Consider the following 24159-nt stretch of genomic DNA (forward strand, 5'->3'; position numbering starts at 1 on the left):
CGACGGCACCAGCCACAACAGGGCGTGCCCGGGGGCGGAGCGCCCCGGGCACGCCCGGGGCGGCGCGGCACCGGCCCCAGCCCCCGGGAAAGGTCCTCAGGCGCGCCCCAGCACGCCCGCGCCGCTCCCCGCCCCTGTGCCCCGTCCCGTCGACGGCTGCATGCTGCGCCCGTCATGCCGTCAGGCACGGCCCCCTCTGCACCCTGCCCCGCAGCCGGGCGGAATTCGGGCCGTCAGGCGCGGCTGAAGAGCCGTCAGGCTCTCCAGCCCGTGCTTGGGCGCTCCCCAGCCCCCGCATCGCCGCGCCTTGGCCCCCGCACTCCGCGTTCCGGGCCTGCGCTGCGGCCTGATCGTGGCGGGTAGTAAGGCCGGTAGCGCGGAGGGGCGCAGCGGTGTGACGGGCGGGGTGTGGGTGTGGGCCTCGGCGAGGTGCTGGCCGACGACAGTTCGGCGCTAGCGGGCGGCCGCGCTCGGCCAGGGCCGCGCCGAGGCCCACACCCACACCCCGCCCGTCGGTTCGCTGTCGTGTCAGGTGCGCCTGCCTCCTCGGCACGCCCTCCCAGCGGGTACGTGCAGGTGCACCATGGCCGGCCTTGTCGGACCGTCGACGCCGAGTGGTCGCGTCGCTGCCTCCGGGGAGGGCCCGCCCCGGAAAAACAGGATTAGGCAAAATGGGGTGGAAAATGCTCCCGAGTCCGGGATAATTAATTTCCGCTGCACTGCCTGGATCGCTCGACAAACAGTTAGGAATATCCGATGAAGAAGATCGCCTTATTCGGCCCTCCTGCGAGCGGGAAAACGACGATCGCGAAAGAACTTTCCGCTTCGCTGGAAATTCCTTGCACTGACCTTGACAATGTGCTGTTCACCGAGAACGGTCCTCTTCCACTCGATGAATTCCGGGGCAAGGCCGAGCGGATCACGCGGGGGGAATCGTGGGTGGTCGAGGGGAATTACTCAAAGCTTGCAGACGTGGTGTGGCACCGGGCGGATGTCCTGGTCTGGCTCGACCTCCCGTTGCCCCTGATCGTGCGCCGGATCGTGTACCGGAGCCTGCGCCAGCTCACCGGCCTGGACGCGAGCATCCAGGCGCAGCGGCTCACGTGGAAGCGTGCCTTCTTCGGGCGGCGGTCCCTGCTGCGCACGGCTGTCCGGAAGTATCGCAACAACCGCCCCCGGTATGCCCGGCAGGTCGCCGAGACGGCCGAGCTGGGCGTCCGTGTCGTACGGCTCCGCAGTGGGCGGGAGGCGGATGCATGGCTCGCGCGGCAGCTCTCGGGACGGTGAGCGGGTCGCAGGGGATGAAGGCGGCACCGAAGAGTCTTAGATACTGTAATGTTGTAACTGTCGAATGCTGGGTCGGGAAAAGGTCGAGGCCGACGGAGAGCCGCTCTGAGAGCGACCCGGCACACCGCCGGCCTCGTAACCACGTCGCAGGCCCGGAAAAGGAACCAGCCTGCACCCAAACTCTACAGGTCGCACCTGCGGCACAGCAGCCCTCGAGGAGACGATGTGATCCCCCGTAACCGGCCGGTCATCAACGAAGCCGACGTCGCCCGCCGCATCGGCGTGCCGCTGGCCACCTGGCGCCGCCGCGACGCTCCTGGCTTCCGCAGCCGCGTCCCCAGCCTGCTCCCTGAGAGTCGCTACCTGGTCTACGACCTGGCCCAGGCCGAGGCCTACATCGACGGCAAGCCGATCCCCGCACTGCCGCAGGACGAGCACCCCGAGGACCTGCTCACCGCCGACGAGGCCGCCGCGGTCCTCGGCATCAACCCGGGCACTGTCCGCGCCTACGCCGTTCAGGGCTACCTCTCGGCCGGCACGACCGTCTACGGAGCCCGGCTGTGGCCCCGCCGCGAAGTCAACAAGCGCCGCGACAACCCGCCGGGCCAGGGAAAGGGCGGCGGCCGCCGCGCCGGCGAACCTCAAGTCCCCCGCAAACAGCACTCCTACGAAGGAGACCCGCGGCTCCGTACCGCCAGTGAGGCCCTCGCTGCGGCGAACAGCGCGCCCAAGAGCCGCATCGCCGCCGAACTGGCCGCAGAGCACGGAGGTACACCCCGCACCTGGGAACGGCTCCTCACCGCAGCCGCGGCGCTCCAGGACGGCGCCCCCGAGGCCCGTGCCTGAGAGACCACCCCTGACAACGAGCGCACGGAAGCGGGCCTCCCCGAGGCGGGGCACCGCATCGGTGCTTCCTTCCTGATTACGCGTCACCCGCGAAAAGGAGAACACGGGACATGACCGTGATGAAGCTGCGTGACCACCAGATCGAGGCCGTGAGCGCGATTGTGCGCGGTCTCGATATCCCGCCGGGCGGTATTCCCTGGAATGGTCTGCGCGGCCAGGTGCACGCCGCGTGCGGAACGGGAAAGACCATCATCGCGGCGGCCTCCGCGAAAAGGATTGTTCCCAAGGGCCGCGTTCTCGTGGTGGTGCCGACCCTCGATCTCCTGGCGCAGACCGTGAAGGCGTGGAGCAGCGTCGGGCACAGAGGGCCGGCGGTCATGGTGTGCTCGCCGCTGGAGGATCCGGAGCTGTGGCACCTGGGAGTGCGGTGCACCACGAACCCCGTGCAGCTGGCGCTGTGGCACGCCACGGGGCCAGTGACCATCTACGCCACCTACGCCTCGCTGGGCGTGCTCAGGGAAGCCTTTGAGGGCGCCTACGGCCAGAAACTCGGCCCGGTGGACCTCGCCTGTGTCGATGAGGCGCACCGGACGTCGGGGTCGATGGGGAAGGCGTGGGCGGACATCCATGACCAGACGAAGATCCCGGCGCGCCGGCGGCTGTATCTGACGGCGACGCCGCGGATCTGGGAGGAGCGGCTGAACCGTGAAGTGGCCGAGGGGGTGCGTGACCCGTTGCCGCGGGAGATGGCGGCCTCGATGGATGACGAGAAGGTCTTCGGGCCGGTCCTCTACAAGCTGTCGCTGGCGTCGGCGGTGTCGCGCAAGTTGCTGGCGCGGTACCAGATCATCGTTCTGGAGCTCCAGGACCCGGTCGTGACGCCGGAGCGGCTGATGGGTGAGGAGCGGCACACCGAGGAGGTCCGCGGGCAGCGCCTGGGTGCCCTCCAGGCTGCGCTGCTGCACACGATGGAGCAGCACAACCTGTCGACGTGCATCACCTTCCACCACCGGACCATAGAGGCCGCGGCGTATGCGGAGGGTCTGGAGCGGGTGGCCGAGCGGCTGCACGCCGACCGGCCCGAGAAGTACCCGGCTCGGATCTGGGCGGACTGGCTGTGCGGTGAGCACGTGCCGGAGCGTCGGCGGGAGGTGCTGCGCGGGTTCGGCTCCACCGCCCGGCGGGCTGTGCTCTCGAACTGCCGCGTCCTGGGTGAGGGCGTGGATATCCGGGCCGTGGACTCGGTGGCCCTGCTGGACCCCAAGGGGGCCCCGCACGACATCGTGCAGGCGATCGGCCGCGCTCTACGTCAGAAGCCCGGTGAAGGAAAGCTCGCTTCCCTGATCGTGCCGGTATTCCTCCGGCCTGACGAAAGCCCGGAGGATATGTTCACCTCTGGTTCGTACCGGCCTTTGGTGAAGGTATTGGAAGGTCTGCGGGCTCACGATGAAGAGGCAATCGAGTTGCTGGCTATTCCGCAGGAGCCGCAGAAGGACGTCGTGCAGCCCTCCAGATACCTCGGTGCTGCGCCTGGTGATAACGAGGAGGAAACCCGGTTGCTGCTCCGTTTCGCGGCTCCCAGGGACCCTGTGATGGTCGCGGACTGGGTCAGCTTCAACGTGATCGACACGGAGCGGCAGGACTGGGCTCGTGGCTGGGCGGCGCTCAGGGGCTTCGTCGAGCGCGAGGGGCACGCCCGGGTGCCGTACGAGCACCGCGAGAGGGCGTTTCCTCTGGGGCGGTGGGTCGCGGAGCAGCGGCGGGCGTTCGGGGCGGGGCAGATGGCCGGGGTGCGTGCCCGGCGGCTGGAGAAGCTGGGCATGGCCTGGTCGGCCGCTGATGCGCGGTTCCAGGAGAATCTGGCGGCGGCGAGGGTGTACTACGAGCAGCACTGGACGCTGTGCGCGCCCCGGTCGGCGGCGGTGCTGGACAGGCCGGTGGGGCAGTGGCTGTCCAACCTGCGCCGTCCCGGCGCGCTGGCCGGGCACCCGGAGTGGGAGGCCGCGCTGGTGGCCCTGGACGAGGACTGGAATCCGTCGTGGCCGGCGCAGTGGCAGCGGCACTTCGCCGCGCTGCGGGAGCTGGTGCGCGACGAGGAAGGGCCGGCGGAGGTTCTGCCCGGGTTCACCGTGCACGGCATGGACGTCGGCAAGTGGCTGGCCCAGCAGCGCAGGCCCGAGGTCTGGGCGGCCCTGGTACAGGGTCAGCGCGAGCGCCTGGAGGCGGTCGGTGTCACCCCGCTCCCGGTGACCGTGCTCCCGGAAGTCCCTGCCCCGGCCCCGGCCCTGGCGGAGCCAAGCATGCCCGCCGAGTCGTCCACGGCGCCTGTGAGCGCCTTCGAGAGGGGCGTGGCGGCCCTGGAGCAGTACAAGGCCCGCACGGGCTCTGTGAAGGTGCCCAGGGCTCACGTGGAGGTGTTGCCGGACGGGTCGGAGGTCAAGCTCGGAGTCTTCCTGTCCAACACCAAGTCCAGGCGCGCGAAGCTGACCGTCGACAAGCTCGTCGCGTTGGCCGGCCTCGGGCTGGAGTGGGCGGCCATGGAAGGAGCGGCGTGATGATCGCAGCCGCGGAAGAGCGGGGTGTGCAGGATGCTGTGCGGCGGCACGCCCGCACCAGGGCCTTCGCGGAGGCGGAGGGCTTCGTCTCGGCTGTGCTGTCCGACCCTCGGGTGCAGGTGACGCGGGGGCGGGTGGACGGCGGAGACGGAGCTCGGCATGGAGCTGTGCATCCGTCTCCAGTCGTTCCAGGACCGCTATGACCAGGCCGTGGCGGGTGGCGACGTGGCCCGGCTCCCGGGATCTGCCCGGGCAAGCACGGCCGCTGGGGGCGGATCTGCGTCCTGCCCGACGGGCATGAGACCTCGATGGAGGAACCGCACTGGGGCCGCAACAGCGAGGGCCAGCCGATAGCGTGGGTGGGCAGCACACCTGACGACTGGTGAGCGGCGGTGGTAAGACCGGCGGAGGGACCCCGGGGCGCAGGGCGGCCCGGGGTCCTCCACTGTCCGGGGCCGGGGACGCCTCTCCCAGGTCCTACACGCACTGAGGTGCGATGCCCGGGGGTTCCGAGCTGCGGCATCGCACTGGTGTGCGTGTAGGGCCTGGGAGCTTGGGCCGCTCCCCTCACCGAACTGCGGCGCGGCCAGGACCAGTTCAGTTCGGAGTGAGACGACCTGACCGACAAGCGCCAGGCGCTGGCTGGCCTCGGGCTGGAGTGGGCGCAGTAGCGCAATGGGGGCTCTATGGGTCCTGCTTTCGGTGCCCTTCTACATGCTGTGCAGCTAGTCGGGGGAGCGGCAGCGGAAAGCTGCGGTTGGCGCGACTCCACCGCGAGCAACTTTCAGTGACACTTGAAGCGGTACTGAAAGTTGGCTACGGTGGGGGCTGCACCAACCGCACGGGCAAGCCCTGCGGCATCGCCCCGGAAGGACCTGTGGAATGACCGTGAGCAAACTCCCGACACCCGTGTCTGAGACGGCGACTGTGGCGGTGCGCAACGCCCGGAACACCCTTGCCATGGTGGCCAAAGGGCCGATCCTCCGAACGGGCAACCCTGATGACTCCGCGCGTGTGGTGCTGTGCTGGGGCGAAGGCGGCGCCGGGGCCCTGAACAGGTGGGAGGTCACGGCCTCATGGCGCGGTCACGGCTTCTGGGTGGCACAACACAAGGGGAGTGGTTCATCACTCGCGAGCGAATGCACCCGGCGGACCTCAGTAAGAACCCGAAGCAGTGGCGCAAGTCTGAGCAGGTCCGACACTCGGACCGCCGCCCGATCCGGAGCCGGGCAGAGGCGGAAGCCCTGATGATCGCCCGGGTAGAGGAGCGGCGTGGCCGTGAGTCCAAAGTGCGTGGGATCATCAAGGCCGCGGCCGATGGCCCGGCTCCGAAGTGGACCCCGGCCCCGAGCATCATCAAGCCGCGCAAGGCCCCGCGTGCGGACTGGTCCCCGGCTGACGTACTGGCCAAATGGGGCGACTCGGTGAGCTACGAGGAGATCATCGAGGAGGAGGCCGAGGACGTCGCCACTTTTGAAGGGGCTGCCGGTCCCTCGGGGCTCGTCGAGTGCCAGGCAGCGGCCGAGACCACAATCAGCCAGAGCGCGGAGGCCGGAGAGATCAAGACCGGAGCACCGACGGGGGCCAGCACGCCGGCGCCTACCAGGGTGTCCGACCCGGGCAGTGTCCAGACGTGGGAGGGCGGCGGCACGGTTCCGGGCGTCGATGATCCCTGCCCGACAGCGCCCTGTCAGGGCGTTAATGCGAACGGGTCGAGCGAGATTCTCCTGCAGGTGGCAGAACCTGTCTCCGACGCGCCCGTAGTACCAACACCCGTCAAAGGCGTGCCCCGGTACCGATTCAGGCGATGCGACGACCGGGGATGCTACCCGGTGACGGTCGATGGCGCGTTTGTCGGCCACGTCTACCGAATTCGCTGCACATGGTTGGCCATCGGCCTTTCCGAAGAGCATGCGACCAGTCACACCAGCCGCGCGGCAGCAGCGGCCCGACTCGTAGCGCTGATTGACATGCGGGTCGCTGCTGAAGCCGACATGGCGCGCAACATGCGGCGGCGCACTGAGCCACCCCAGGGATGGCGCTTCACCATGTGGGACGCGGTCGGTCCGGGCGACATCGTCCGAACCCCGGCCCGGTGCCAGCCCGTACAGGGAGCCTCGGACGGCGGTCCGTTGTATCCGGAAGTGTGGAGCGCCCCGGTGACCTTGACCGGTGTCGACTATCTGTCCAGCGGGGCCATTGTGGCGCGTGGACAGGAGGAGGGCGCGCCTGCATGGTCCGGAATGGGTGTCCTCCTGTCCACGCCAAAGTTCGCTGAGGTCGGCGTCCTGGTGCCGGAGACGACCCCGGCGCGGACGACCCCGGCACAGTGGGTCGGCGCCCAGGCCGAGGGAAAGGGAAAGGTGCTCTTCCCCTTCGGGGGAAGAGGTGTCGGCGGCTGCGTCACGCTGACCCATGCCGCTGACCTGCGAGGACAGCGGGCAAGCGAATCCACCGTTGGCAACCTGTTGAGCAACCCGTTGCGCAACCTGTTAGGCAACCCGTTACGCAACCTGTTGAGCAACCGGTGGGCCTGCGGGCTTTACGTCGACATGGTGGCGACGGTTCCGTCGTGTGGTGGGAGATCGAGCAGCATGGCGTGGAAGAGCGGGGCGGCCGGGAGGGTCGGGCGTAGGCCGCCCAGTGTCTGCCAGCCCCATGATTCGTACAGTGCCCGGACCTTGGGGTGCTCCTGGAGGACCAGGAGCGTGGCGCGTTGTTCGGGCCGGGGTATGAGCAGTGCGTCGTGGAGTCGGCGGGCGGTGCCGGTCTTGCGCCAGGGGGCGCGGACCATGAGCTCGCTGAGTGCGTAGGTGCGAGTGCCGGTCTCGGTGATGGTGTCGGCGGGTGTGTCGGTGAGCAGTCCGCTCCACCACCGGCTGGCGGGAGGCAGCGGGGCTCCGTAGGCGTAGCCGACGGGCTGGTCGTGGTCGTAGGCGACGGTGCAGGTCCAGCCGGGGCGGGTCATCCAGCTGTCGAGTCCTTCGGCGAACCGGTCGAGGGCGCAGAACGGGTCGCTCTGTGCCTCCTTCGCGTAGACCTCGGCGTAGATGTCCAGCAGGAGCGGGCGCAGGCGGGGGGTGTGGCGGGTGGTGTAGTGGCGGATTTCTATGCCGGTGGTCACTTCGGGTGGTTCTCCTATGCGGTGGCGAGGGCGCGGTGGAGGGTGGCAAGCCGGTCGGTGATGGCGCGGCTGCCGATGTGTGTGGTGTCGATGGCGGCTGTGGTGGTGTGGGCGTCGGTGGTGTTTCCCTGGGCGAGCTGGAGTTCGGCGAGCTGGACGGTGTAGTACGCGTGGCTGCGGCGCAGGCCGGGTTCGAGGAGGGTGAGGGCCTGGGCGGTGGCGGTCTCGGCGTCGGCGAGATGCCCCATCGCCTGGTGGGTGATGGCGGCGAGTCCGCTGATCTCGGCCGTGGTGAGGAAGTTCAGCCACCGGGGTGCGGGCTGGGTGGGGTCGATGCGGTCGTGTGCGGTCTGGGCGGCGAGCAGGGCGCGGGCTGCGGCGGGGCGGTTGCCGGTGTGGGCGTGGCTGATGGCCAGGCGGGATTGGAGCAGGGCGGTGTAGCGGGGGTTCTGGCGGGCTGCGCGGCTGGTGAGGGCGGTCTGGCTGATGCGCAGAGCTTCGCGGTGGTGGCCGCCGCGGCGGGCGTGGATGGCGAGGTCGGACCAGGCTCGGGCCTGGGCCTGCGGGTTGGATCCGAGGATGGCTCTTTGCAGGGCGGTGGTGCGCCACCGGTGTGCTGCGTCCAGGTTGCCGGCGTCGTCGGCGGCCCATCCGGCAGAGCTGCACAGCGATGCGATCGTGGTGTGGAGTGCCTGTTCGACGCGGGGGCCGTAGGTGCAGTGGTCGGCTGCGGTGGTCAGGCGGTCGAGGTAGGTGGTGGCGACGGTCAGGAGGGGTTCGCCGCCGATCGCTGCGAAGTGGGCGTCGAGGCGGTTGATCCTCTCCCGGGCGCGGGTGATGTCGCTCATCGCGAGGCGGCCGCCGGTGGGGGTTTCGTCGATGCTGAGGGCGAGGGCGACTGTGGTGGCGGCGGTGGCGATGATGAAACGGCGGCGGCGCACGGGCACCTCCTTCGTCGGTGCGGGAGGCCTTGGGGGGGTGGGCAGGTTCGCGCTGTTTTTGCCTCGGGGGATGAAGCCGAGTGCCTGCGCCGGGCGGTCGAAGAGCTGTTCCAGGGCGTGAAGGTAGCGGGTCCAGGGCCATCGGACCTCGCCGCTGATCCAGCGCCGTACGTGGCGGTCGGTGCACTTGCGGGGGTGGTTCTCCCCGAAGATCCGGGCGGTGACCTGGTTGATCTCGTCGGCTAGGCCCTGGTGTGTGAAGCCGTACTCGGCCATCACCGCCTCGAGCCGGGTGTTCCGCTGCCTGTCCATCAGGTCCCCCCGTAAGTACCGGTCGCGGCGCGGACGGTAGTCCTGCCGGTTTTCTCCTGTTGGTAAAACTGTCCGGTCCCTGGCCGGTACTTGCCCGGAATCCGGCCTGAGCCCACCCGAACGTGTCGCGGTTGTCTGGGAGTACGCCGACAACCGTCCCGGGGAGGCCCTCATGCCGAACTCGTCCGGCCACCACCGCACCGCCCGGCCCTTACCGGCCCGGGTGCGCAGGAAGATCGCAGCGCTCCGCGCCCCGGCATCAGACGGGCCCCTCGTCGTCCCGGTGACCGCGGTGGCGCTGTATGCCGTGGTACCGGTGCCGGGCACCGAACACCTGGTGCTGCCTCCTCTGGCCGCGCACGCAGAGGCACGGGACTGGAGGGTTCCGGCCGGGTGTGCGGTGACCGACACCGGGCCACTCGACCAGGAGACGGAGCTGCGGCCGGGCTGGGCACGCATCCGCGCAGCGGTGGACGGCGGCCGGATTTCCGGGATCGTCGTCCCTTCGTTCGCGCACATCGCCTACCGCTGGCACGACTGGAACGCGCAACGGTCCTGGCTGCTGGGCCGCAATCTGTTCGTCACCGCCACCGACACGGTCACGGGTCTGGAACCGGAGGAATCACGGGCATGAGCTACGGCGTGCTGCACGACCCCGAGGCGCTCCTGGCCGAGGAGCTGCCGCTCGACCGTACCCCCGTCACGGCGCTGGCCGACGCGATTCTGGCCCGGAAGAACGTGAAGGGTCTACGGGCGGGCGACTGCGCGCAGATCGCGCTGCTCCTCACAGGGCACGCCCGCGTCGTCGCCGCCGAAGTGGGCCGGCGCTTCGAAAACCTGCCCAAGGACAGTGACCTGCGGCCGCTGATCGACCAGGTCCTCCAGGAAGCGGAGCGCCGCCTGTCGGTCACTTCCCGGACCACCCTTGCGTACGCCCAGCAACGGGCCCGGCTGGTGAAAGCGCTGTACCGGGCGCTGGACCGGCTCCCCAACCCCGGCCCGCGCCCGAGGACTCCTGACCTCTGCGGCTCCCCCGGTGGCACGGGATGAAGGAACCCTCGGGTCGGAGAAGGTTTCCATCCCCGGGGGTTCCTTCGTCTCGTGAGGACGGCCGGATGCTCGGGCCTCGGTCAGCCCGCCCACCCGATGTCACGGACCTCCAGACCGTCGCGGTAGGCCACGTACGAGACCCAGCACCGGCTCCCGAACACGTCGACAACGTCCTCGCCGCCGGGCGTCGGCCACCGGTCGGGTCGCTTCGCGACGTCGACGATCAGGTCCTGCACAGTGCTCCGCGCCGCGGCGGACGGCAGCCCGTCCATCACCTCCGCGGCCAGCCACTCCAGCCGTACGTACCGCATTCTGCGCACCCCCGGTGATCGGCAGGAGAGCACGCTACGACGGAACGTCTGGGCTTGCCGGGGCCTGTGGATATCCCGGTGATGGGCCTGTGGCGGCCAACGGCAGTAGTGGCATCTGGTGGTTACCCGGGTCAGCGCGAGCGCTCAGTGCGACGTGGGTCTGCTTTTGGGCAACCTTCTGACCTGCGCATTTGATGGTTTGGGTCAGCGGTCGGGTCAGGGGTGCTGAGAAGAGTTCACGGCATCACCTGAACGGGAGCTGTCGTGACTGGAACGCGGGTTTTTGAGTCGCTGGATGCCGAATGGGCGCTGGTCTGCGCCGAGGCCGGGAGCGCCGAGATGGTGCTGGGCTGGTTGCAGGAGGGCGGGGTGGTCCTCAGCTGCGGGCGAGCAGCAGGTCTCGAGGATGTGCTGGCCGAACTGGGGGGTCGGGACCGGGGGCAGGGGCGTGTGCACAGTGACCGGTGGATGCGGGTGCTGCTGGAGCGGGCGGCCGGTGAGGGTGTTGGTGCGCAGTTGGCTGCGCGGGTGGTGGTGCAGGCGATGGTGCCGGGTGCGGTGCGGCTGACGCAGCGGCTGTTGCGGGCCGGCCGGGATTTCGACGAGGTGGGGCAGGTCGTCGTCGCGTGCCTGTACCAGGTCGTACGCCGGTACCCGTTGCAGAGGGCGGGCGGGGTCGCGGCGAACCTCCTTTTGGAGACGCTGCATCTGGCGAGCCGTGAGCTGAGGGCGGATGCGGAGACGGACGCGCTGCCGTGGCACCCGGCCCTCGAATCGGCGGTGGTGTTTGACGGGCCGGTGGCCGATCCGGCGGAAGAGGTCTGGCAGACGGTCGTCGGACGGCAGGCTGTTGAGGCCGGGCTCCTCGCAGCTGGTGAGGTCCCGGACGGTGCGCGGGGCGAGCTGGTCGAGCTGCTGGTGTGGGCTGTGGCTGCCGGACTGCTCGAGGTGGTACGGGCTCGGGTGATCGCGGAAGAGTCCCGGGCTGGGGCGCGGGAGAGCGCGGAGCGGGCTGGTGTGTCCGCGATTGCGTGGCGGCAGCGTCGGAGCCGGACCGTGCGGCAGCTGCGGTCGGTCGCGGACCGGTGGGTGCAGGCGGCGTGATGACGATTTCTCAGATTTCTCGGCTGTGGCTGTCACGTCTGGGGGGCGGGCGCTCCTTGGTCTGGGTGTGCGGCGGAACGGCTGCCGTACTCGGGCTTGGAAGGGGTGAGCGGGACATGGCGGATCCGGTGCTCGCGGCGGAGGACGGCGGGGACATCGAGCTGCTGGTGCGGGCGCGTCGACGGTTGCGTGATCTGGTGGTGCAGCTGGAGGTGGCGCCGTTCGCTGACCGAACGGCGCGGTCCATGCGCGCCTACCTCGATGAGGATGCGGCACCGGCCCAGGCCGCGTTCGCCCGCTGGGCCGCGTTGCCGAAAGCGGCTCGGGACACGCTGGCCGCCCGGATGCGGCAGGAGCAGCCGTGAAGCGCCGCAAGGAGCAGCCGCAGGATGTGCTGCCTGCCGAGGCGGGTGGTTGGGCGCTGGGTTCCCTGGGCGGTGCGGCGAACGCGGTAACGGTGATCCGCCGTACGGCCTGGGTGCTGTTGGTGGCCGGGCCGGTTCTGGCGGGGTGGGCGCTCGTGTCCCGGCCTGCGGTCACGGCGCCTGCGGCCCCGGTGCGCCAGGAGCAGCCGGCGGCCGGGCAGCCTGCGGGGCCGGGTGGGTTCGCCGAGTTGTTCGTGAGCGCGTATTTGACGGCTGGGGAGGGCACCGAGGAGTTCTTGGCGCCGTTCTTGCCGAATGCCCGCGAGGTGAGTCTGACGGCTGATCCGGGCGTGCAGCGGGCGCAGGAGGTCGCGGCGGTAAGGGTGCGGGCCGTGTCTGCCGGGTACTGGTCGGTGACCGTGGCTGCCCGGGTGGTCTCGGCCGGTGCCGCGGGCGGGAAGAAGACAGGGCTGGAACCGGGTGGGGCCGGGCCGGTGCTGCGGTATTTCCAGGTTCCGGTCAGGGCCGGTGCGGGCGGGGGTTTGGCGGCTGTGGCGCTCCCGGCCGAGGTGGGTGCGCCGTTGTCGGGTGAGGCTCCGTCGCTGGCGTATGGGCAGTCGGTCCCGGTCCGCAGTACCGATCCTGCTGCGCAGACGCTCACGGGGTTCTTTGCCGCCTATCTGGCCGGCCGCGGCGAGCTCGACCGCTACTTGTCCCCCGGGACGGCCCTGGCCGCGGTGTCGCCTGCCCCGTACGGGCGGGTCGAGGTGGCCCGGTTCGCCGAGGTCGGCACGAACGACCCGTTTGGCACCGACGAGCGGGGCGTTCCCGTGTCCGACGGGGAGCGCAGGCAGCTCCTCGTCGATGTCACCGCATCCGATGCCGGCGGGCAGGAACGGCCGCTGACGTACGCCGTCACGATCACCGCGCGGGACGGGCGCTGGGAGATCGCATCCGTGGAAGGGGCCCCCGTGCTGAGCAAGGAGCCGGTCGGGGCCGGGACGAAGGAGAGCGCGCAGTGATGGACGTGACGGTACTGGCTGGGGCGATCGACGACGTCGACCAGCTCACCCAGAGGATCACCGGTTTGCTGGTCGGCTCGGTGATGTCGTTCATGGTGGTTGCGGCAGTGGTGACTGCCTGGGCCAAGTCGAAATCGATTCTGGCTGCCGGTGTGGCGCTCGCCGGTGGCGTGGCGTTGTGGTTCGCGGTGATGAATGCTGCGGTGTTCCGCGACAGTGTGGGCGAGGACATCGCTCCGAACAGCGGCTCCGTGAAGAACGCGGGCGCTGTTCATGCGGTGGTCCGAGTCGTCGAACCGGTGGACGGTGCGCGGCGATGACCAGCGTTCTCGCCGTCTTCCTGACGGCAGTTGTGGTGCTCTTCTCGGTGTCGCATGTATGGGCCAAGGTCCGCTCACTGTTTTCTTCGGTCGCAGTACTCGTCGGCACGGCGCTCTTCTTGTACGTGCTCCTGGCGGCCGTGTTCCACGACAGCGCCGGTGTCGAGATCGTCTTCGACGGTTCCGTGAAGAGCGCGGGCGCCGGTCACACGGTGGTCCGGGGCATCGAACCTGCGGCCGGTGAGCAGCGGTGAGCGGCGTTGCGGCGCCGGAAGTGCTGGTTGGCCGGTGCTACACCCGGGCGCGCCGTCACCCTTTGATGATCGGGAAGTGGCCGGGTGGGCGGGGCCGGATCTGGGGTGGTCCGTACACGGTGCCGCAGATCGTGGTCCTGGCCGCCTCGCTCGCGGGCCTGGTGCTGACGCGGGGGGTGTGGGCTCATTTCGGGCTGTTCAACTATGCGATCGCGATCGGTGGGCCCTATGGGTTGTCGCTGCTGGTGCGCCATATCCGGGTCGACGGCCGTAATCCGCTGGCGGTGGCCGCGAGTTCCGCCTCGCTGGTGGCGCGGCCGCGGGGAGGGCGGCTGGGCGGTCGTCCGCTCAGGTCGCGGGGTGGTCACCAGCCGCTGATCGGGGTGTGCAGCGTGACCTGGGCCGCACCGCAGCCCGGGGCAGGTGCCAGGGGCGCGGGCCGCCCCGTGCTCCGCCCGGTCCGGTCTCAGGCTGCGGCCTCCCGTGTGATGGGCGCCGGCCGCACCACCACAAGCGCTTCTGTGTCCGAGAGCCCTGTGCCCGTCGGCCGGAAGGACGTCGGCGCAGCCCGTGGAGCGGTTGGCCGTCGGCCGGCGCCGGTCGCGGCTTCGTTGCTCGCCGCCCGGCGCCGCGGCCGCCAGTTCAGCACGAGTGATGCGCCTGTGGCGCAGCGAGGGGAGTGACCTGTGATGCGGATGCCGATCCGGCATGTGGCCGGGAATGTGATGTGGACGGTGCACGGTCAGGTCTGGGCGGTCTACCGGGTGGCGGGGGCGGATGCCGCTCATGCCTCGCGGCGGGCGAAGGAGCAGCGGCTGGGGCAGCTGGAGGCGCTGGTCAAGGCGCTCAAGGGTGAGTCGATGCTGCTGAGTCTGTGCCCGGCCGTCGACCCGGCGAGTGTGGTCGCGAAGATGACCGAGGGGATCGATCTGGCGGGCTGTGGCCGGTACCGGCAGGCCATCGGTGTGCTGCGGGGGCAGTTGGAGCAGTTGGAGCTGACGGGGCGTACGGACTGGCTCGCAGTTCCGCTTGCGATGACGCGCGGGGAGTCGGTACGGGAGGTTTTCGCGGCGGCGCGTGCGGATGTTGCTCTGCAGCTGGGGCTGCTTCCGCGGCCGGTGTCGGCGCGCGAGGAGGACGAGCGCCTGGCCCAGGCGCAGCGGATGGCGTCGGTGTGGCCGCCGGGTATTGCTCTGCGTCCGGCGACGACGGCGGAGGTTTTGTGGATCTACGGGCACAGTGCCCGTCGTGGGGTGTTCGAGCCGGTGCTGCCGGAGGGTGCGGGGCCGGGGATGCGGGGCCGGGGGCGGGGTGCGGCGGCGCTCGGCCAGGTGGTGCTCGCCGAGGGCGGCAACCTGTTCGACGAACTCGACGGGCAGGGCCTGGGCGGTGGCGGGGCCGGTTCTGTCCGGGCGGGGAGGCAGAAGGCAGGGCGAGCGAATCCGTTCGCGCGGCGCTGGCTGGAGGTGACCACGGAGTGGGGGCCCTCGTATCAGGTGATGCTCGCGCTCTCCGAGATGCCCGAGGCGTTCGCGTTTCCCGGGTCGGAGTATCTGTCCTCCCTGGATGCGTTCTCGTTCCCGGTGGACTGGGTGGTGCGCCTGAGCGTCTCCTCCGGTACCGAGGCGGAGGCGAAGACGCGGCGTCAGGCGCGTGAGCTCGCCAACCAGTACAGCGAATACGACGGTGAGACCGCGGGTGTCCCGGCCAGCGTCGACAAGGCAGTGGGCGGGCTGGACGAGTACCGCGAGCGGCTGACCGCCTCGCAGACGGAGGTCGAGGTCCGTGCCATGACCGCCCTGTGCGTGTGGGGCGGCACCCCGGAGGAGGCCGAGCGGCGGGCCGGGGAGCTCGCCGGGCACTTCACCGGCAACGAGTACACCTTCACCCGGCCGCACGGTGAGCAGGAGAACCTCTGGTACGGGATGCTGCCTGGTACCCGCACTCCGCGGGTCATGGCCCAGTACGCGCAGTACCTGGTGGCGCGGGACTTCGCGATGGCCGGCCCTTTCACGGGCAGCGGGCTGGGGGATGCCTCGGGGCCGTTGTTCGGGCTGCAGCTGGCCGGCGGCGGGGTCAGGCCGGTGCTGACGGACTGGGCGCGCGGCCCGCGGGAGAACACCTCGGCGACCGCGGCGTTCATCGGGGAGCTCGGTGCGGGCAAGACGACCGCGATGAAGTCGGCCGTGTATTCCGTGCTCGCCGCGGGCCGGCGGCTGCGGGGCGGTACCCGGCGGGGCCGGGCCGTGATCGTGGACCGGACCCCGCGCCAGGAATGGCTCCGCTACGCGCAGGCGTGCCCCGGCGAGACCGAGTGCATCACCATCGACGACCAGGCGGCCGTTTCTCTCGATCCTTTGCGGCTGTTCGCCGGGCGGGAAGCGCAGCGGTTCACCGAGTCGTTCTTGACACTGCTGCTGGGGCTGGCTCCCATGAGCGATGAGGGCATCGCCCTGTCGGAGGCGGTCGAGGCGGTGCTGGCCGAGCCGCATCCCTCGATGCGGGTCCTGGTCGAGGAGCTCACCAACCGCGGCGCCTCGGGTGATACGCATTCGGCGATGGCTGCCCGCCGCCTGTCGGCGGTGAGGCGCAAGGACCTGGCTCGCGCGGTGTTCGACGAGTCGCTGCCCGTGGTCCGCGGCTCGTCGGCCGACACCCTGGTCTTCTCGGTGTCCTCGCTGGCGTTGCCCACCAAGAGCGAACTGCGCGGCGGGGAGCGGCTGGAGAAGATGGAGTTCGAGAAGATCTTCGGGCGTGCGGTGATGTACCTGATCGCCGCCCTGTCCCGGAAGGTCGCCTATGCGGACCTGGACGAGTTCGCGCTGGTGGTGTGGGACGAGTGCTGGTGGCTGACGTCCAGCCCGGAGGGCCTGGCGCTGGCGCTGGAGCTGGTCAAGGACGGGCGTAAGCACAATGCCGGTGCTCTCTTCGGCGGGCACGACGATGACGACATCGGCCCTGACGACGAGGGCGGGCAGATCCTGCGCGGGCTGATCCCCCGCAAGTTCGTCTTCCGGCAGACGGACCGCAATCTCGCCCGCCGTACCCTGCTCTTCCTCGGCTGCAACCCGGACGACGAGGACCTCCTCGCCCTGGTCATGACCGGGCTGTCGCCCAACAGCGCCGAGTTCGGTGACGAGGAACGGGCGGCGCGGGCCGGTGAATGTCTGCACCGCGACCTGACCGGCCGAATCGGTGCCATGCAGGTCACACTGCCCGCCGACGAGCAGGCTGTGGCCCACATCCATTCCCAGCCCATGCAGAGCGCAGCAGCATGACCAGGCGGGCTGCCGCATCGGCGGGGACACCGAGGGCGCGCGCCCGGGCCCGGGGCGTGGGGGTGCTGCAGGGGTGAAGCGGTGGGCGCGCCCCGGGCGGTCCATGGCTGCGGGGCTGATGCTGCTGGTGCTGTCGTTCCTGGTGTCGCTGGTGCTGGCGGGCGTGTCGGCGAGCGCGGCCCCCACACCGACGCCGGCGCCTTCGCCTTCGGTGGGTCCGACGCTGCCCGGCCCGCAGAACCCGCTCGAGCCGAGCCCGCTCGTCCCCCAGCCGGGTACGTCGGGCCGGCCGGATGACTCCCCGCTGATCCGGGACGGGATCAAGGAGGCCGAGAAGGAGGAGAAGGCCGCCCGCGCCGAGTTCGACAAGCTGGTGGAGAAGTACAAGAAGGACCGGGCCGCGCAGGGCGGGGTGCTGTCCGCGTTCGAGGTGACCGACCGGGACGGGAATCCGGTCAGCTCGTACCGCATCTACTCCGACACCGGGGACTGGAACGACTGGGACCTGAGTGTGCAGGGGTTCCTCGTCGAGATGATGTTCATGGGGAACAAGTGGATCGTCAGCTTCGCCTGCTTCCTCTTGACCTGGAGCCTGGCGTTCTCCCTGGCCGGGCTGATGCTCAAGCCGGCGCTGCAGGTGTCGACGTCGCTGTACGGGAGCGTTGTCGTGCAGATGGGTCTGCCGGTGCTGTTCCTCACCTTCACGATGGTCGTCGCGTCGTGGCATCTGCTGTTCGGAAACCGGGTGCGCGGCTGGGGCGAGATGGCGGCTGCCCTGGTCATCTCCGCACTCGCGCTCGGTGCTCTCGCCTCTCCCCGCAGCTCCTGCTCAGCAAGGACACCGGGGTGGTGGGCGTGGTGCGGGACCTGGCGGTCGAGACCGCCGCCCTGGTCCTGGACAAGGAAGCCATCGACACGGCCCGGCCGACCACTGAGAGCGGATGGGAGAAGAAGCCGTCCGGGTCGACCGTGGGTGCGCAGGTCCGGTCCTCGCCGAGCGCGCTGGCCCGCCCCATCACCGACGCCCTCGTGGACGCGTTCGTGGCCCGGCCGGCCATGCTCCTGTCCTACGGGCGGACCTTCGAGGGCAGGTGCGGGAAGAAGTTCCGCGATTCACGGGTCCAGCAGGCCGTGTTCGACCAGCTGGTCGACACCAAGATGGAGAAAGGCAAGTCCTTCCTCAAGGACCTGCCGGGCTTCGGGATCGCGCTGCCCGACAGCGTCAAGAACTGGATGGTCGACACCACCGTCGACGCCGCCACCTCCCAGATGCTGGAACAGGTCCACGCGTCCGGCCCCATCAAGGCGTTCGAGAAGGCCTGCGTCCAAAACGCCGGCACACTGAAGAAGGCGTCGATGGACAAGGTCGGCGGCGCGCTCTTCATGCTCCTGGCCGCGTTCCTCACCTGCATGTTCGTCATCGTCCTGGACGGTGCATTCCTCTTCGCCCAGCTACAGATCGCCATCGAGGCGATGATCGCAAAGGTGGCCCTCGCGGCGGGGATCCTGCCCGGCCCCGGCCGGGCCTGGCTGTGGGGCCGGGCCGCGGCCATCGCCCGCGGCCTCGCCCTGATGCTCGCCTCCATCGCCTCCATGTCCGTCTTCATCGTCGTCGTCAACGCCGTGCTGAACACACCGGAAAGCGACCTGCCGGGCGGTCTCACCGTCCGGTTCGTCCTTTTGGACTGCGTCTGCGTCGCCGCGTTCATCTACCGCAAGAAGCTCGCCCGCTCCACCCGCGGAGCGGTGGCACGCGCCCGTCACCGCCTCGGCAACTCGCCCCTGGGCGGATCCGTCTCCCCCGCCCCCGTCGACATGCCGAGGCGCGGCGGGCTCGGCAAGGGCCTGCTGCTCGGCGGGCTCATGCTCGGCGCGGCCGCCGCCACCGGGGGAACCGGTGCTGTGCTCGGCGGCGCCGGACGCATCGGCTCCACCCGGCTCGCCGGACGCATCGGCGGCTGGCTCGCTCACGGCGGGGGCCGTGCCGTGGCGGGGCTGACCCGGCTCACCGGCCGCACCATCGAGGCCGGGGCGAAAGGCACCGTGAAGGCCGGGGTGTTCGGCCTCAAAGCCACTGTCGGACTGCCGGTGTACGGGCCGCGCGCGGCCCGCAGGGTCGGCGCGGCTGCGACCGCTCTGCCCGCCCAGGCCGCAGGCCGGGTCAGCAGCGCCGTCCAGAACCTCCAGCAGAGCGCGCAGAGTTTCCACCGGAGCTACGTCCAGCCCGCCCAGCAGTTCGCCGGGGAGTACCGGCACAACGTGCGCTCCCTCGGCCGGATCGTCCGGGGCCGGCCCGGGCTCGGCCCCTACACCCCGCCCCGGGCCGCTGTTCCCGGTCCCCGGCGGGCACCGGCGCCCCGCCCCGCCCGGCCGGCTCCTGCACCCCAGCCGGCCCCCGCACCGCCCGTCCGGCGGCGCCCTGCGCCGCCGCGCGTCGCCCAACCGCCCTCCAGCGCGGCCCAGGCCATGCTCCAGCAGCGCCTGCACCGCATGCGCCAGCCGCGGAACACCGGGAGCAGCACCCCGCCTGCGCCCGTCCCCTCCGCCCCTGCGCGTCGTTCGCAGGCCGCGCCGCGCCTGGGAGGGCGCTCATGAGCGGCGCACGGAAAGTGGCCTTGGCCGTTTCCCTGTACTGGTTTCGGCTGTGGGTGTCGTCGGCGTCCTGGTGCTGTTCATTGCCGCTGTCGCAAACGGGGCGGCCGGACACGAGAAGGAGGCCGCCGCCCCGCCGTCCGTGTCCGGGGCGGCCCCGGGGCGGTGGCCGGCATCAGTCCGGTGATGCTGTCCGCCTACACCCGCGCCGCCGCGAACGTGCGCGCCCTGCGGCCGAAGTGCACGGGCATGCGGTGGTCCGTCATCGCTGGGATCGGCAAGGTCGAGTCCAACCACGCCTCCGGGCGCACCATCACAGTCGGCGGGGATGTCCGCCCGCGTATTCTCGGGGTCCGGCTCAACGGATCCGGGGCCGGGGGGAACACGAGCGTCTTCTCCGACACCGACCACGGCCGGCTCGACGGCGACACCGCGTACGACCGGGCAGTCGGCCCCATGCAGTTCCTGCCCTCCACCTGGAACGGCCCCAGCGGCCAGGACGGAAACGGTGACGGGGTGAAGGACCCGCACAACGCGTTCGACGCCGCGCTCGGAACCGCCGTCTACCTGTGCGGAACCGGGACCACCGACCTGTCCCGGACCGACCAGCTGCGCAAGGCGGTCTACCGCTACAACCGTTCCGAGGCGTACGTGGGCGACGTCACCGGCTACGTCGACGAGTACGACCACCTCCCCGCCGCCCAAGACAGCACGGCGGGGTCGGCGACCGGCCGGGCCGGCGCCGTCGTCGACGCCGCGCTGGCACAGCGCGGCACTCCCTACGTGTGGGGCGGCGGCAGTACCACGGGCCCCACCAAGGGCGGCTACGACTGCTCGGGCCTGATGCTCTACGCCTTCTACCAGGGCGCCCGGGTCACGCTTCCCCGCACCTCCCAGCAGATGCGGCACTCCGGTACCCGGGTCCCCCGCTCGCAGATCCGGCCCGGCGACCTCATCGTCATCAACAACGACGGAAACTGGGGACACGTCGGCCTCTACACCGGCAACAACACCATGGTCCACGCGCCCCGGCCCGGAAAGACCGTCGAGACCACCTCAACGTCCGGGTACTGGGAGCGGTACGACTGGGACGTACGCCGAGTGCTATGAAGTCGTGTAGATTCTCATTGGAGATGTCGTTGTCTCAGTGTTCTGTCATCAACTTGTCGTCCAGCAGCCCGAGTTACAGGACGGGCTCGACGTAAACGACGAACGTCATCTCGGTTCGAGAACCAGCCTTTCGCTTGGTTTTCCATGCCTTCCGTGCAGATTCCCGCTGGCCACGCGCCATCGTCCCGGTGTCGGTTCCGCCTACACAAGGGGTCGCTGTGGCACGCGCTTCGAGCCAGAAGAGCACGACAGAAGGTGAGACGGTCTCGGTCCGCTACCGGCAAGCGGATGGCCAGTTCGTTGAAGCGGTCCTGGACCGCCTCATCGTTCCCGAGGTGACCGGCGGCCTGCCGGTACGGGATTTCCGCTGGTACAAGGGCCGTCGTCATTACTCGGGCTGGTACCACGCCGCCACAGTGGGGCGGCTGGTGGCCTACGAGAGCCGGTTGGAGCTGGCTCGGATTCTGCTGGCCGATTTCGACCGCGGTGTCGTGGAGATCGCCTCCCAGCCCTTCCAGCTGGCCGGTCGTGACGGTGACCGGCTTCGGCGGCACATCCCTGACCTGCTGCTTGTCCACTCTGACGGTCTGGTGACCGTCGTCGATGTCAAAGCCCCTCACGCATGAAGGACCCGAAAGTGACTGCACAGTTCGCCTGGACGAAGCGCATCTGCGCTCGTCGCGGCTGGTCCTACGAGACCTGGTCGGGCGGCGATCGGGCCGTGGTGGAGAACGTACGGTTCCTCGCGGGCTACCGGCGCCCTCAGCTGCTGGAGATGGACCGGGCGCCGGCAGTGCTCGCGGCGGCCCGGGGCCAGTCGACCATCGGCGGCATCGAGGCGGCCCTGGCCGCTCGGTTTCCGGCACATGCGGTCCGTCCGCTGGTGCTGCACCTGATCTGGTCGGGAGCCCTGGTCGCGGACCTGCGGCGCCCCTGGCGGCGGCCACCTCGATCGAGGTGGCGTCATGACCGGCCGGGCAGTGACCGTCTTCCCGGGGGTGCGGCTGCTCTACTGCGGCGACGTGGCCGAGGTTGTCGAGCTGGAAGGACTCACGGCCACGCTGCGCAACGAGCGGACGGGTGAGTTCAGCACACTGCCGCTCGGGCGGTTGGCGGCCGACGCCCGGTCCCTGGGGGCGGGGAGTGAGCCGGAGACGCAGGATGGGTCTGTCCTGCTGGCGAACCTGTCCCCGGCCCGGCGGGCGAGGCTGCATGAGAGGGCTCGGCATGTCCGGGAGGTGCTGACCGGCTTCCGAGCCGGGCACCCGGACGGCGCCGCGGCCGACGAGCCGCGCCCGCAGTTCCAGCCGGATCTGCCGCTCGGGGACCGCACCGCGGCCAAGGCGACGGAGCTGAAGGTCTCACCTCGGACGATCGACCGGTGGGTGGCTGCCTACCGTGAAGCAGGCGAGGCCGGGCTGGTGGACGCCCGAGCCGTCAAGGGCCGGGGTTCGCGGGTGGATCCGCGCTGGGAGGAGGCCCTGCGCTGGGTGCTGGCCGAGTTGGTGAACGCCTCTACCCCCACCCGGTCCGCGGTGCTGCGCCGCACCGAAGATCGACTGGAAGAGGAGTTCGGGGCCGGGACGGTGCCTCTTCCCTCGCGCGCTACGGCCTACCGGCGCCTGGCGGAGCTGACGAAGGGCACGAGCGCGGTGTCCGGCAGTGCCAAGTCCCGCCGCTCGATCGCGGACCGGCCCCGCGGCGCCTACGGTCGGCTGCGGGCGACGCGGCCGGGTGAGTACGTGGTGCTCGACACGCAGGACCTGGACATCTACGCGATGGAGCCGGTCACCTGCCGCTGGGTTCCCGTCCAGCTCACTGTCGCCCAGGACCTGTTCTCCCGCTGCATCGTGGGCCTGCGGGTGACAGCGTGCTCCACCAAGGCGGTCGACGTCGCCGGGGTGCTGTTCGAAGCCGTCTGCCCGCCCATGGACACTGCGGACCGCCCCGAGCTCGCTCCCTATCACGGGCTGTGGGACCACGTGGTGTTCACCGAGGAGGACGCGGTTCCCGGGCGGGGGCTGTGTCCGCCGGAGACGCTGGTCGTCGACCACGGCAAGGCATTCATGTCGGCCCACGTGATCAGTGTCTGCACCCGGCTGGGCATGTCGATCCAGCCTGCCCAGCCGAAGAAGCCCACCGACAAGCCAACCGTCGAGCGCTTCTTCCGAACGCTGCGGGAGGGGCTGATCCAGCATCTGCCCGCCTACAAGGGCCCGGACATCCACAGCCGCGGGGAGAGGATCGAGGACCAGGCGTTCTTCTACCTCCACGAGGTCGAGGAGATCGTCCGCGAGTGGATCAGCGAGGTGTTCCACCGCCGCGCCCATGAGGGACTCACCGTCCCGCACTGGCCCCACCTGCAGTTGTCCCCGCTGGAGATGCTCCGCGTCGGAGTGCACCGGGCCGGACGGCTGCGGATGCCCGCCACCGCCGAGCTGGCCTTCGAGTTCCTGCAGGTCAGGCCGCGCACCATTCAGCACTACGGCGTCGATGTCGACGGGCTGCGTTACAACGGGCCCGCGCTGGACGGGCTGCGCGGGACGACGAGCCCCTACGGCGGGCGTCTGGCCGGGCGGTGGCCGATCCGCGTCAACCCCGACGACGTGCGGTTCGTCTACTTCCAGGACCCCGACGACGGCTCCTGGCATGCCCTGGAATGGGAACACGCTCCCGCGCTGAACATGGCCTTCAGCACCGAGGCCGCCGCCTACGCCCGGCGGCTGGCCGCCCGCACCGGACGGCACATCGATGCCTCGAAGGCTCTGGGAGATCTGCTGGCCCGCTGGGACCAGGGGCTGGTCACCGACCGCCGCGAGCGTCGCATGGCGGTGCGGCTGTCGGCCGAGCGGGCCGCGCTGTCCCTGCCCACCCTGCCGGACCAGGCCACGGCCACGAGCCGGCCGGAGCTGACGGTGGTGCCAGATCCTCCCCTCGGCGACAGCGACGACGAGGACGAGCTCTTCGATGCCCCGCAGGGCGAGGACTACTACGCCGATGCCTTCGAGGTGATCGAATGAGGCAGCCGCATCTGTTCAGCCTCTCCCGCAAGGAGGGCTGGCGCCGCTTCGTCGACGAGCCGGCCCGGCAGCGCCCCGCGACCCTCACCCGGCGCCAGCTGGCGGCCCTGGGCGAGGAGGCGGCCGAGGACTACAACGACGCCCGGCACGACTGGCATGCCAACTTCGGCATCGTGCAGACACCCCAGCTGGCCTCCGTCCACGATGCGTTGGACGAGATCGTCGCGTCCAACCGGCAAGACGGCGACCGCATCCGTTCCGCGGCCGTCATCGACGCCCTGCCGGGTCTGGGCAAGACCACCATCGCCAACCTCTTCGGCCGCACCTTCGACCGCCAGCAGATGCGCCGCCTGGGCCAGGTCACCGACGCCGGGCACGAGCGCATCCCCGTCTTCCGTGTCGGGCTGACCTCCAACACCACACTGCGGACCCTGAACCGGATGATCTGCGAGTTCTACGGCCACCCGGCCGCCGACCGCGCCAATGCCGCCACCTTGGCCAGTCACGCGCTCGACTGCGTTCTATCCTGCGAGTCCCAGCTGGGGATCATCGACTTTACCGACCGCCCGTAGTCCTGCCCGTGATGTCCGTCTGGGACTGTGACCAGCACGTCCTGGGCTTGTTTACCGACCGGGTCCGGGACGTCTGTCATGTTCTGGAGTCGGTAC

Annotated in this window: 21 protein-coding genes; 17 read left to right on the top strand and 4 right to left on the bottom strand. The window is 70.3% G+C overall.

Annotated elements, in window-relative coordinates; translation table 11 throughout:
• Window positions 1–756 precede the first annotated feature (756 nt).
• The 3 genes from OCT49_RS33985 to OCT49_RS33995 all read left to right on the top strand — a co-directional run bounded on the left by OCT49_RS33985 (window position 757) and on the right by OCT49_RS33995 (window position 4688).
• Complete coding sequence (locus tag OCT49_RS33985) at window positions 757–1287, top strand: P-loop NTPase family protein (RefSeq protein WP_283849805.1); 531 nt, start codon at window positions 757–759, stop codon at window positions 1285–1287.
• 225 nt (window positions 1288–1512) lie between these two features.
• Window positions 1513–2133 carry a helix-turn-helix domain-containing protein gene (locus tag OCT49_RS33990; RefSeq protein WP_283849806.1) on the top strand — a complete coding sequence of 207 codons (621 nt, stop codon included), beginning with the start codon at window positions 1513–1515 and terminating at the stop codon, window positions 2131–2133.
• Window positions 2134–2243: 110 nt separating this feature from the next.
• Entirely contained in the window at window positions 2244–4688 is a 2445-nt protein-coding gene (locus OCT49_RS33995; protein WP_283849807.1) for a DEAD/DEAH box helicase, read from the top strand.
• A 2542-nt stretch (window positions 4689–7230) separates the two neighbouring features.
• On the opposite strand, the gene OCT49_RS34000 is transcribed toward OCT49_RS33995, so the two are convergent.
• Both OCT49_RS34000 and OCT49_RS34005 read right to left on the bottom strand, forming a co-directional pair.
• Window positions 7231–7812, bottom strand: a complete 582-nt coding sequence (locus OCT49_RS34000) for a GNAT family N-acetyltransferase (RefSeq protein WP_283849808.1) — start codon at window positions 7810–7812, stop codon at window positions 7231–7233.
• 14 nt (window positions 7813–7826) lie between these two features.
• Window positions 7827–9065 (bottom strand): NsdA family TPR-like regulatory protein, encoded by a 1239-nt coding sequence (locus tag OCT49_RS34005; protein ID WP_283849809.1) that lies wholly within the window; start codon window positions 9063–9065, stop codon window positions 7827–7829.
• Window positions 9066–9237: 172 nt separating this feature from the next.
• Here OCT49_RS34005 and OCT49_RS34010 point away from each other — a divergent pair, with 172 nt between their 5' ends.
• Entirely contained in the window at window positions 9238–9699 is a 462-nt protein-coding gene (locus OCT49_RS34010; protein ID WP_283849810.1) for a hypothetical protein, read from the top strand.
• Entirely contained in the window at window positions 9696–10115 is a 420-nt protein-coding gene (locus OCT49_RS34015) for a DUF6415 family natural product biosynthesis protein (protein WP_283849811.1), read from the top strand. Before OCT49_RS34010 ends, OCT49_RS34015 begins: the two co-directional genes overlap by 4 nt.
• A gap of 80 nt (window positions 10116–10195) precedes the next feature.
• On the opposite strand, the gene OCT49_RS34020 is transcribed toward OCT49_RS34015, so the two are convergent.
• The gene (locus OCT49_RS34020) at window positions 10196–10426 is read right to left on the bottom strand and encodes a hypothetical protein (protein ID WP_283849812.1); all 231 of its coding nucleotides are present in this window, start codon (window positions 10424–10426) and stop codon (window positions 10196–10198) included.
• Window positions 10427–10690: 264 nt separating this feature from the next.
• On the opposite strand from OCT49_RS34020, the gene OCT49_RS34025 reads away from it, so the two are divergent.
• From OCT49_RS34025 to OCT49_RS34055, 7 genes are all read left to right on the top strand, one after another.
• Window positions 10691–11530, top strand: a complete 840-nt coding sequence (locus OCT49_RS34025) for a hypothetical protein (protein ID WP_283849813.1) — start codon at window positions 10691–10693, stop codon at window positions 11528–11530.
• Between the two features lie 116 nt (window positions 11531–11646).
• Window positions 11647–11895 carry a hypothetical protein gene (locus OCT49_RS34030; RefSeq protein ID WP_283849814.1) on the top strand — a complete coding sequence of 83 codons (249 nt, stop codon included), beginning with the start codon at window positions 11647–11649 and terminating at the stop codon, window positions 11893–11895.
• A complete protein-coding gene (locus OCT49_RS34035) occupies window positions 11892–12917 on the top strand; it encodes a conjugal transfer protein (RefSeq protein WP_283849815.1) in 1026 nt (341 codons plus the stop codon). The genes OCT49_RS34030 and OCT49_RS34035 overlap by 4 nt, the downstream gene beginning before the upstream one ends.
• The gene (locus OCT49_RS34040; RefSeq protein WP_283849816.1) at window positions 12917–13237 is read left to right on the top strand and encodes a hypothetical protein; all 321 of its coding nucleotides are present in this window, start codon (window positions 12917–12919) and stop codon (window positions 13235–13237) included. Before OCT49_RS34035 ends, OCT49_RS34040 begins: the two co-directional genes overlap by 1 nt.
• A complete protein-coding gene (locus tag OCT49_RS34045) occupies window positions 13234–13491 on the top strand; it encodes a hypothetical protein (protein WP_283849817.1) in 258 nt (85 codons plus the stop codon). The genes OCT49_RS34040 and OCT49_RS34045 overlap by 4 nt, the downstream gene beginning before the upstream one ends.
• 119 nt (window positions 13492–13610) lie before the next feature.
• Window positions 13611–14174 (top strand): hypothetical protein, encoded by a 564-nt coding sequence (locus OCT49_RS34050; RefSeq protein WP_283849818.1) that lies wholly within the window; start codon window positions 13611–13613, stop codon window positions 14172–14174.
• Between the two features lie 6 nt (window positions 14175–14180).
• On the top strand, window positions 14181–16769 hold the full coding sequence (locus OCT49_RS34055) for an ATP-binding protein (protein WP_283849819.1): 2589 nt from the start codon (window positions 14181–14183) through the stop codon (window positions 16767–16769).
• A 471-nt stretch (window positions 16770–17240) separates the two neighbouring features.
• Here the strand turns inward: OCT49_RS34055 and OCT49_RS34060 are convergent, their stop codons facing one another.
• Window positions 17241–17552 (bottom strand): hypothetical protein, encoded by a 312-nt coding sequence (locus OCT49_RS34060; RefSeq protein WP_283849820.1) that lies wholly within the window; start codon window positions 17550–17552, stop codon window positions 17241–17243.
• 63 nt (window positions 17553–17615) lie between these two features.
• Between OCT49_RS34060 and OCT49_RS34065 the strand changes: the two genes are divergently transcribed.
• The 5 genes from OCT49_RS34065 (at window position 17616) to OCT49_RS34085 (ending at window position 24063) form a co-directional block, all read left to right on the top strand.
• On the top strand, window positions 17616–19364 hold the full coding sequence (locus OCT49_RS34065; protein ID WP_283849821.1) for a hypothetical protein: 1749 nt from the start codon (window positions 17616–17618) through the stop codon (window positions 19362–19364).
• 162 nt (window positions 19365–19526) lie between these two features.
• A complete protein-coding gene (locus OCT49_RS34070) occupies window positions 19527–20471 on the top strand; it encodes a C40 family peptidase (protein ID WP_283849822.1) in 945 nt (314 codons plus the stop codon).
• Window positions 20472–20689: 218 nt separating this feature from the next.
• Window positions 20690–21097 carry a TnsA-like heteromeric transposase endonuclease subunit gene (locus tag OCT49_RS34075; RefSeq protein ID WP_283849823.1) on the top strand — a complete coding sequence of 136 codons (408 nt, stop codon included), beginning with the start codon at window positions 20690–20692 and terminating at the stop codon, window positions 21095–21097.
• A gap of 339 nt (window positions 21098–21436) precedes the next feature.
• Window positions 21437–23491: a TnsB C-terminal domain-containing protein gene (locus OCT49_RS34080; protein ID WP_283849824.1), complete on the top strand. Its 2055-nt coding sequence runs from the start codon at window positions 21437–21439 to the stop codon at window positions 23489–23491.
• A complete protein-coding gene (locus OCT49_RS34085) occupies window positions 23488–24063 on the top strand; it encodes an AAA family ATPase (protein ID WP_283849825.1) in 576 nt (191 codons plus the stop codon). Before OCT49_RS34080 ends, OCT49_RS34085 begins: the two co-directional genes overlap by 4 nt.
• The last annotated feature ends 96 nt before the right edge of the window (window positions 24064–24159 follow it).

The organism is Streptomyces sp. ML-6 (assembly GCF_030116705.1).
In the GTDB taxonomy this organism is placed as follows: Bacteria; Actinomycetota; Actinomycetes; order Streptomycetales; family Streptomycetaceae; genus Streptomyces.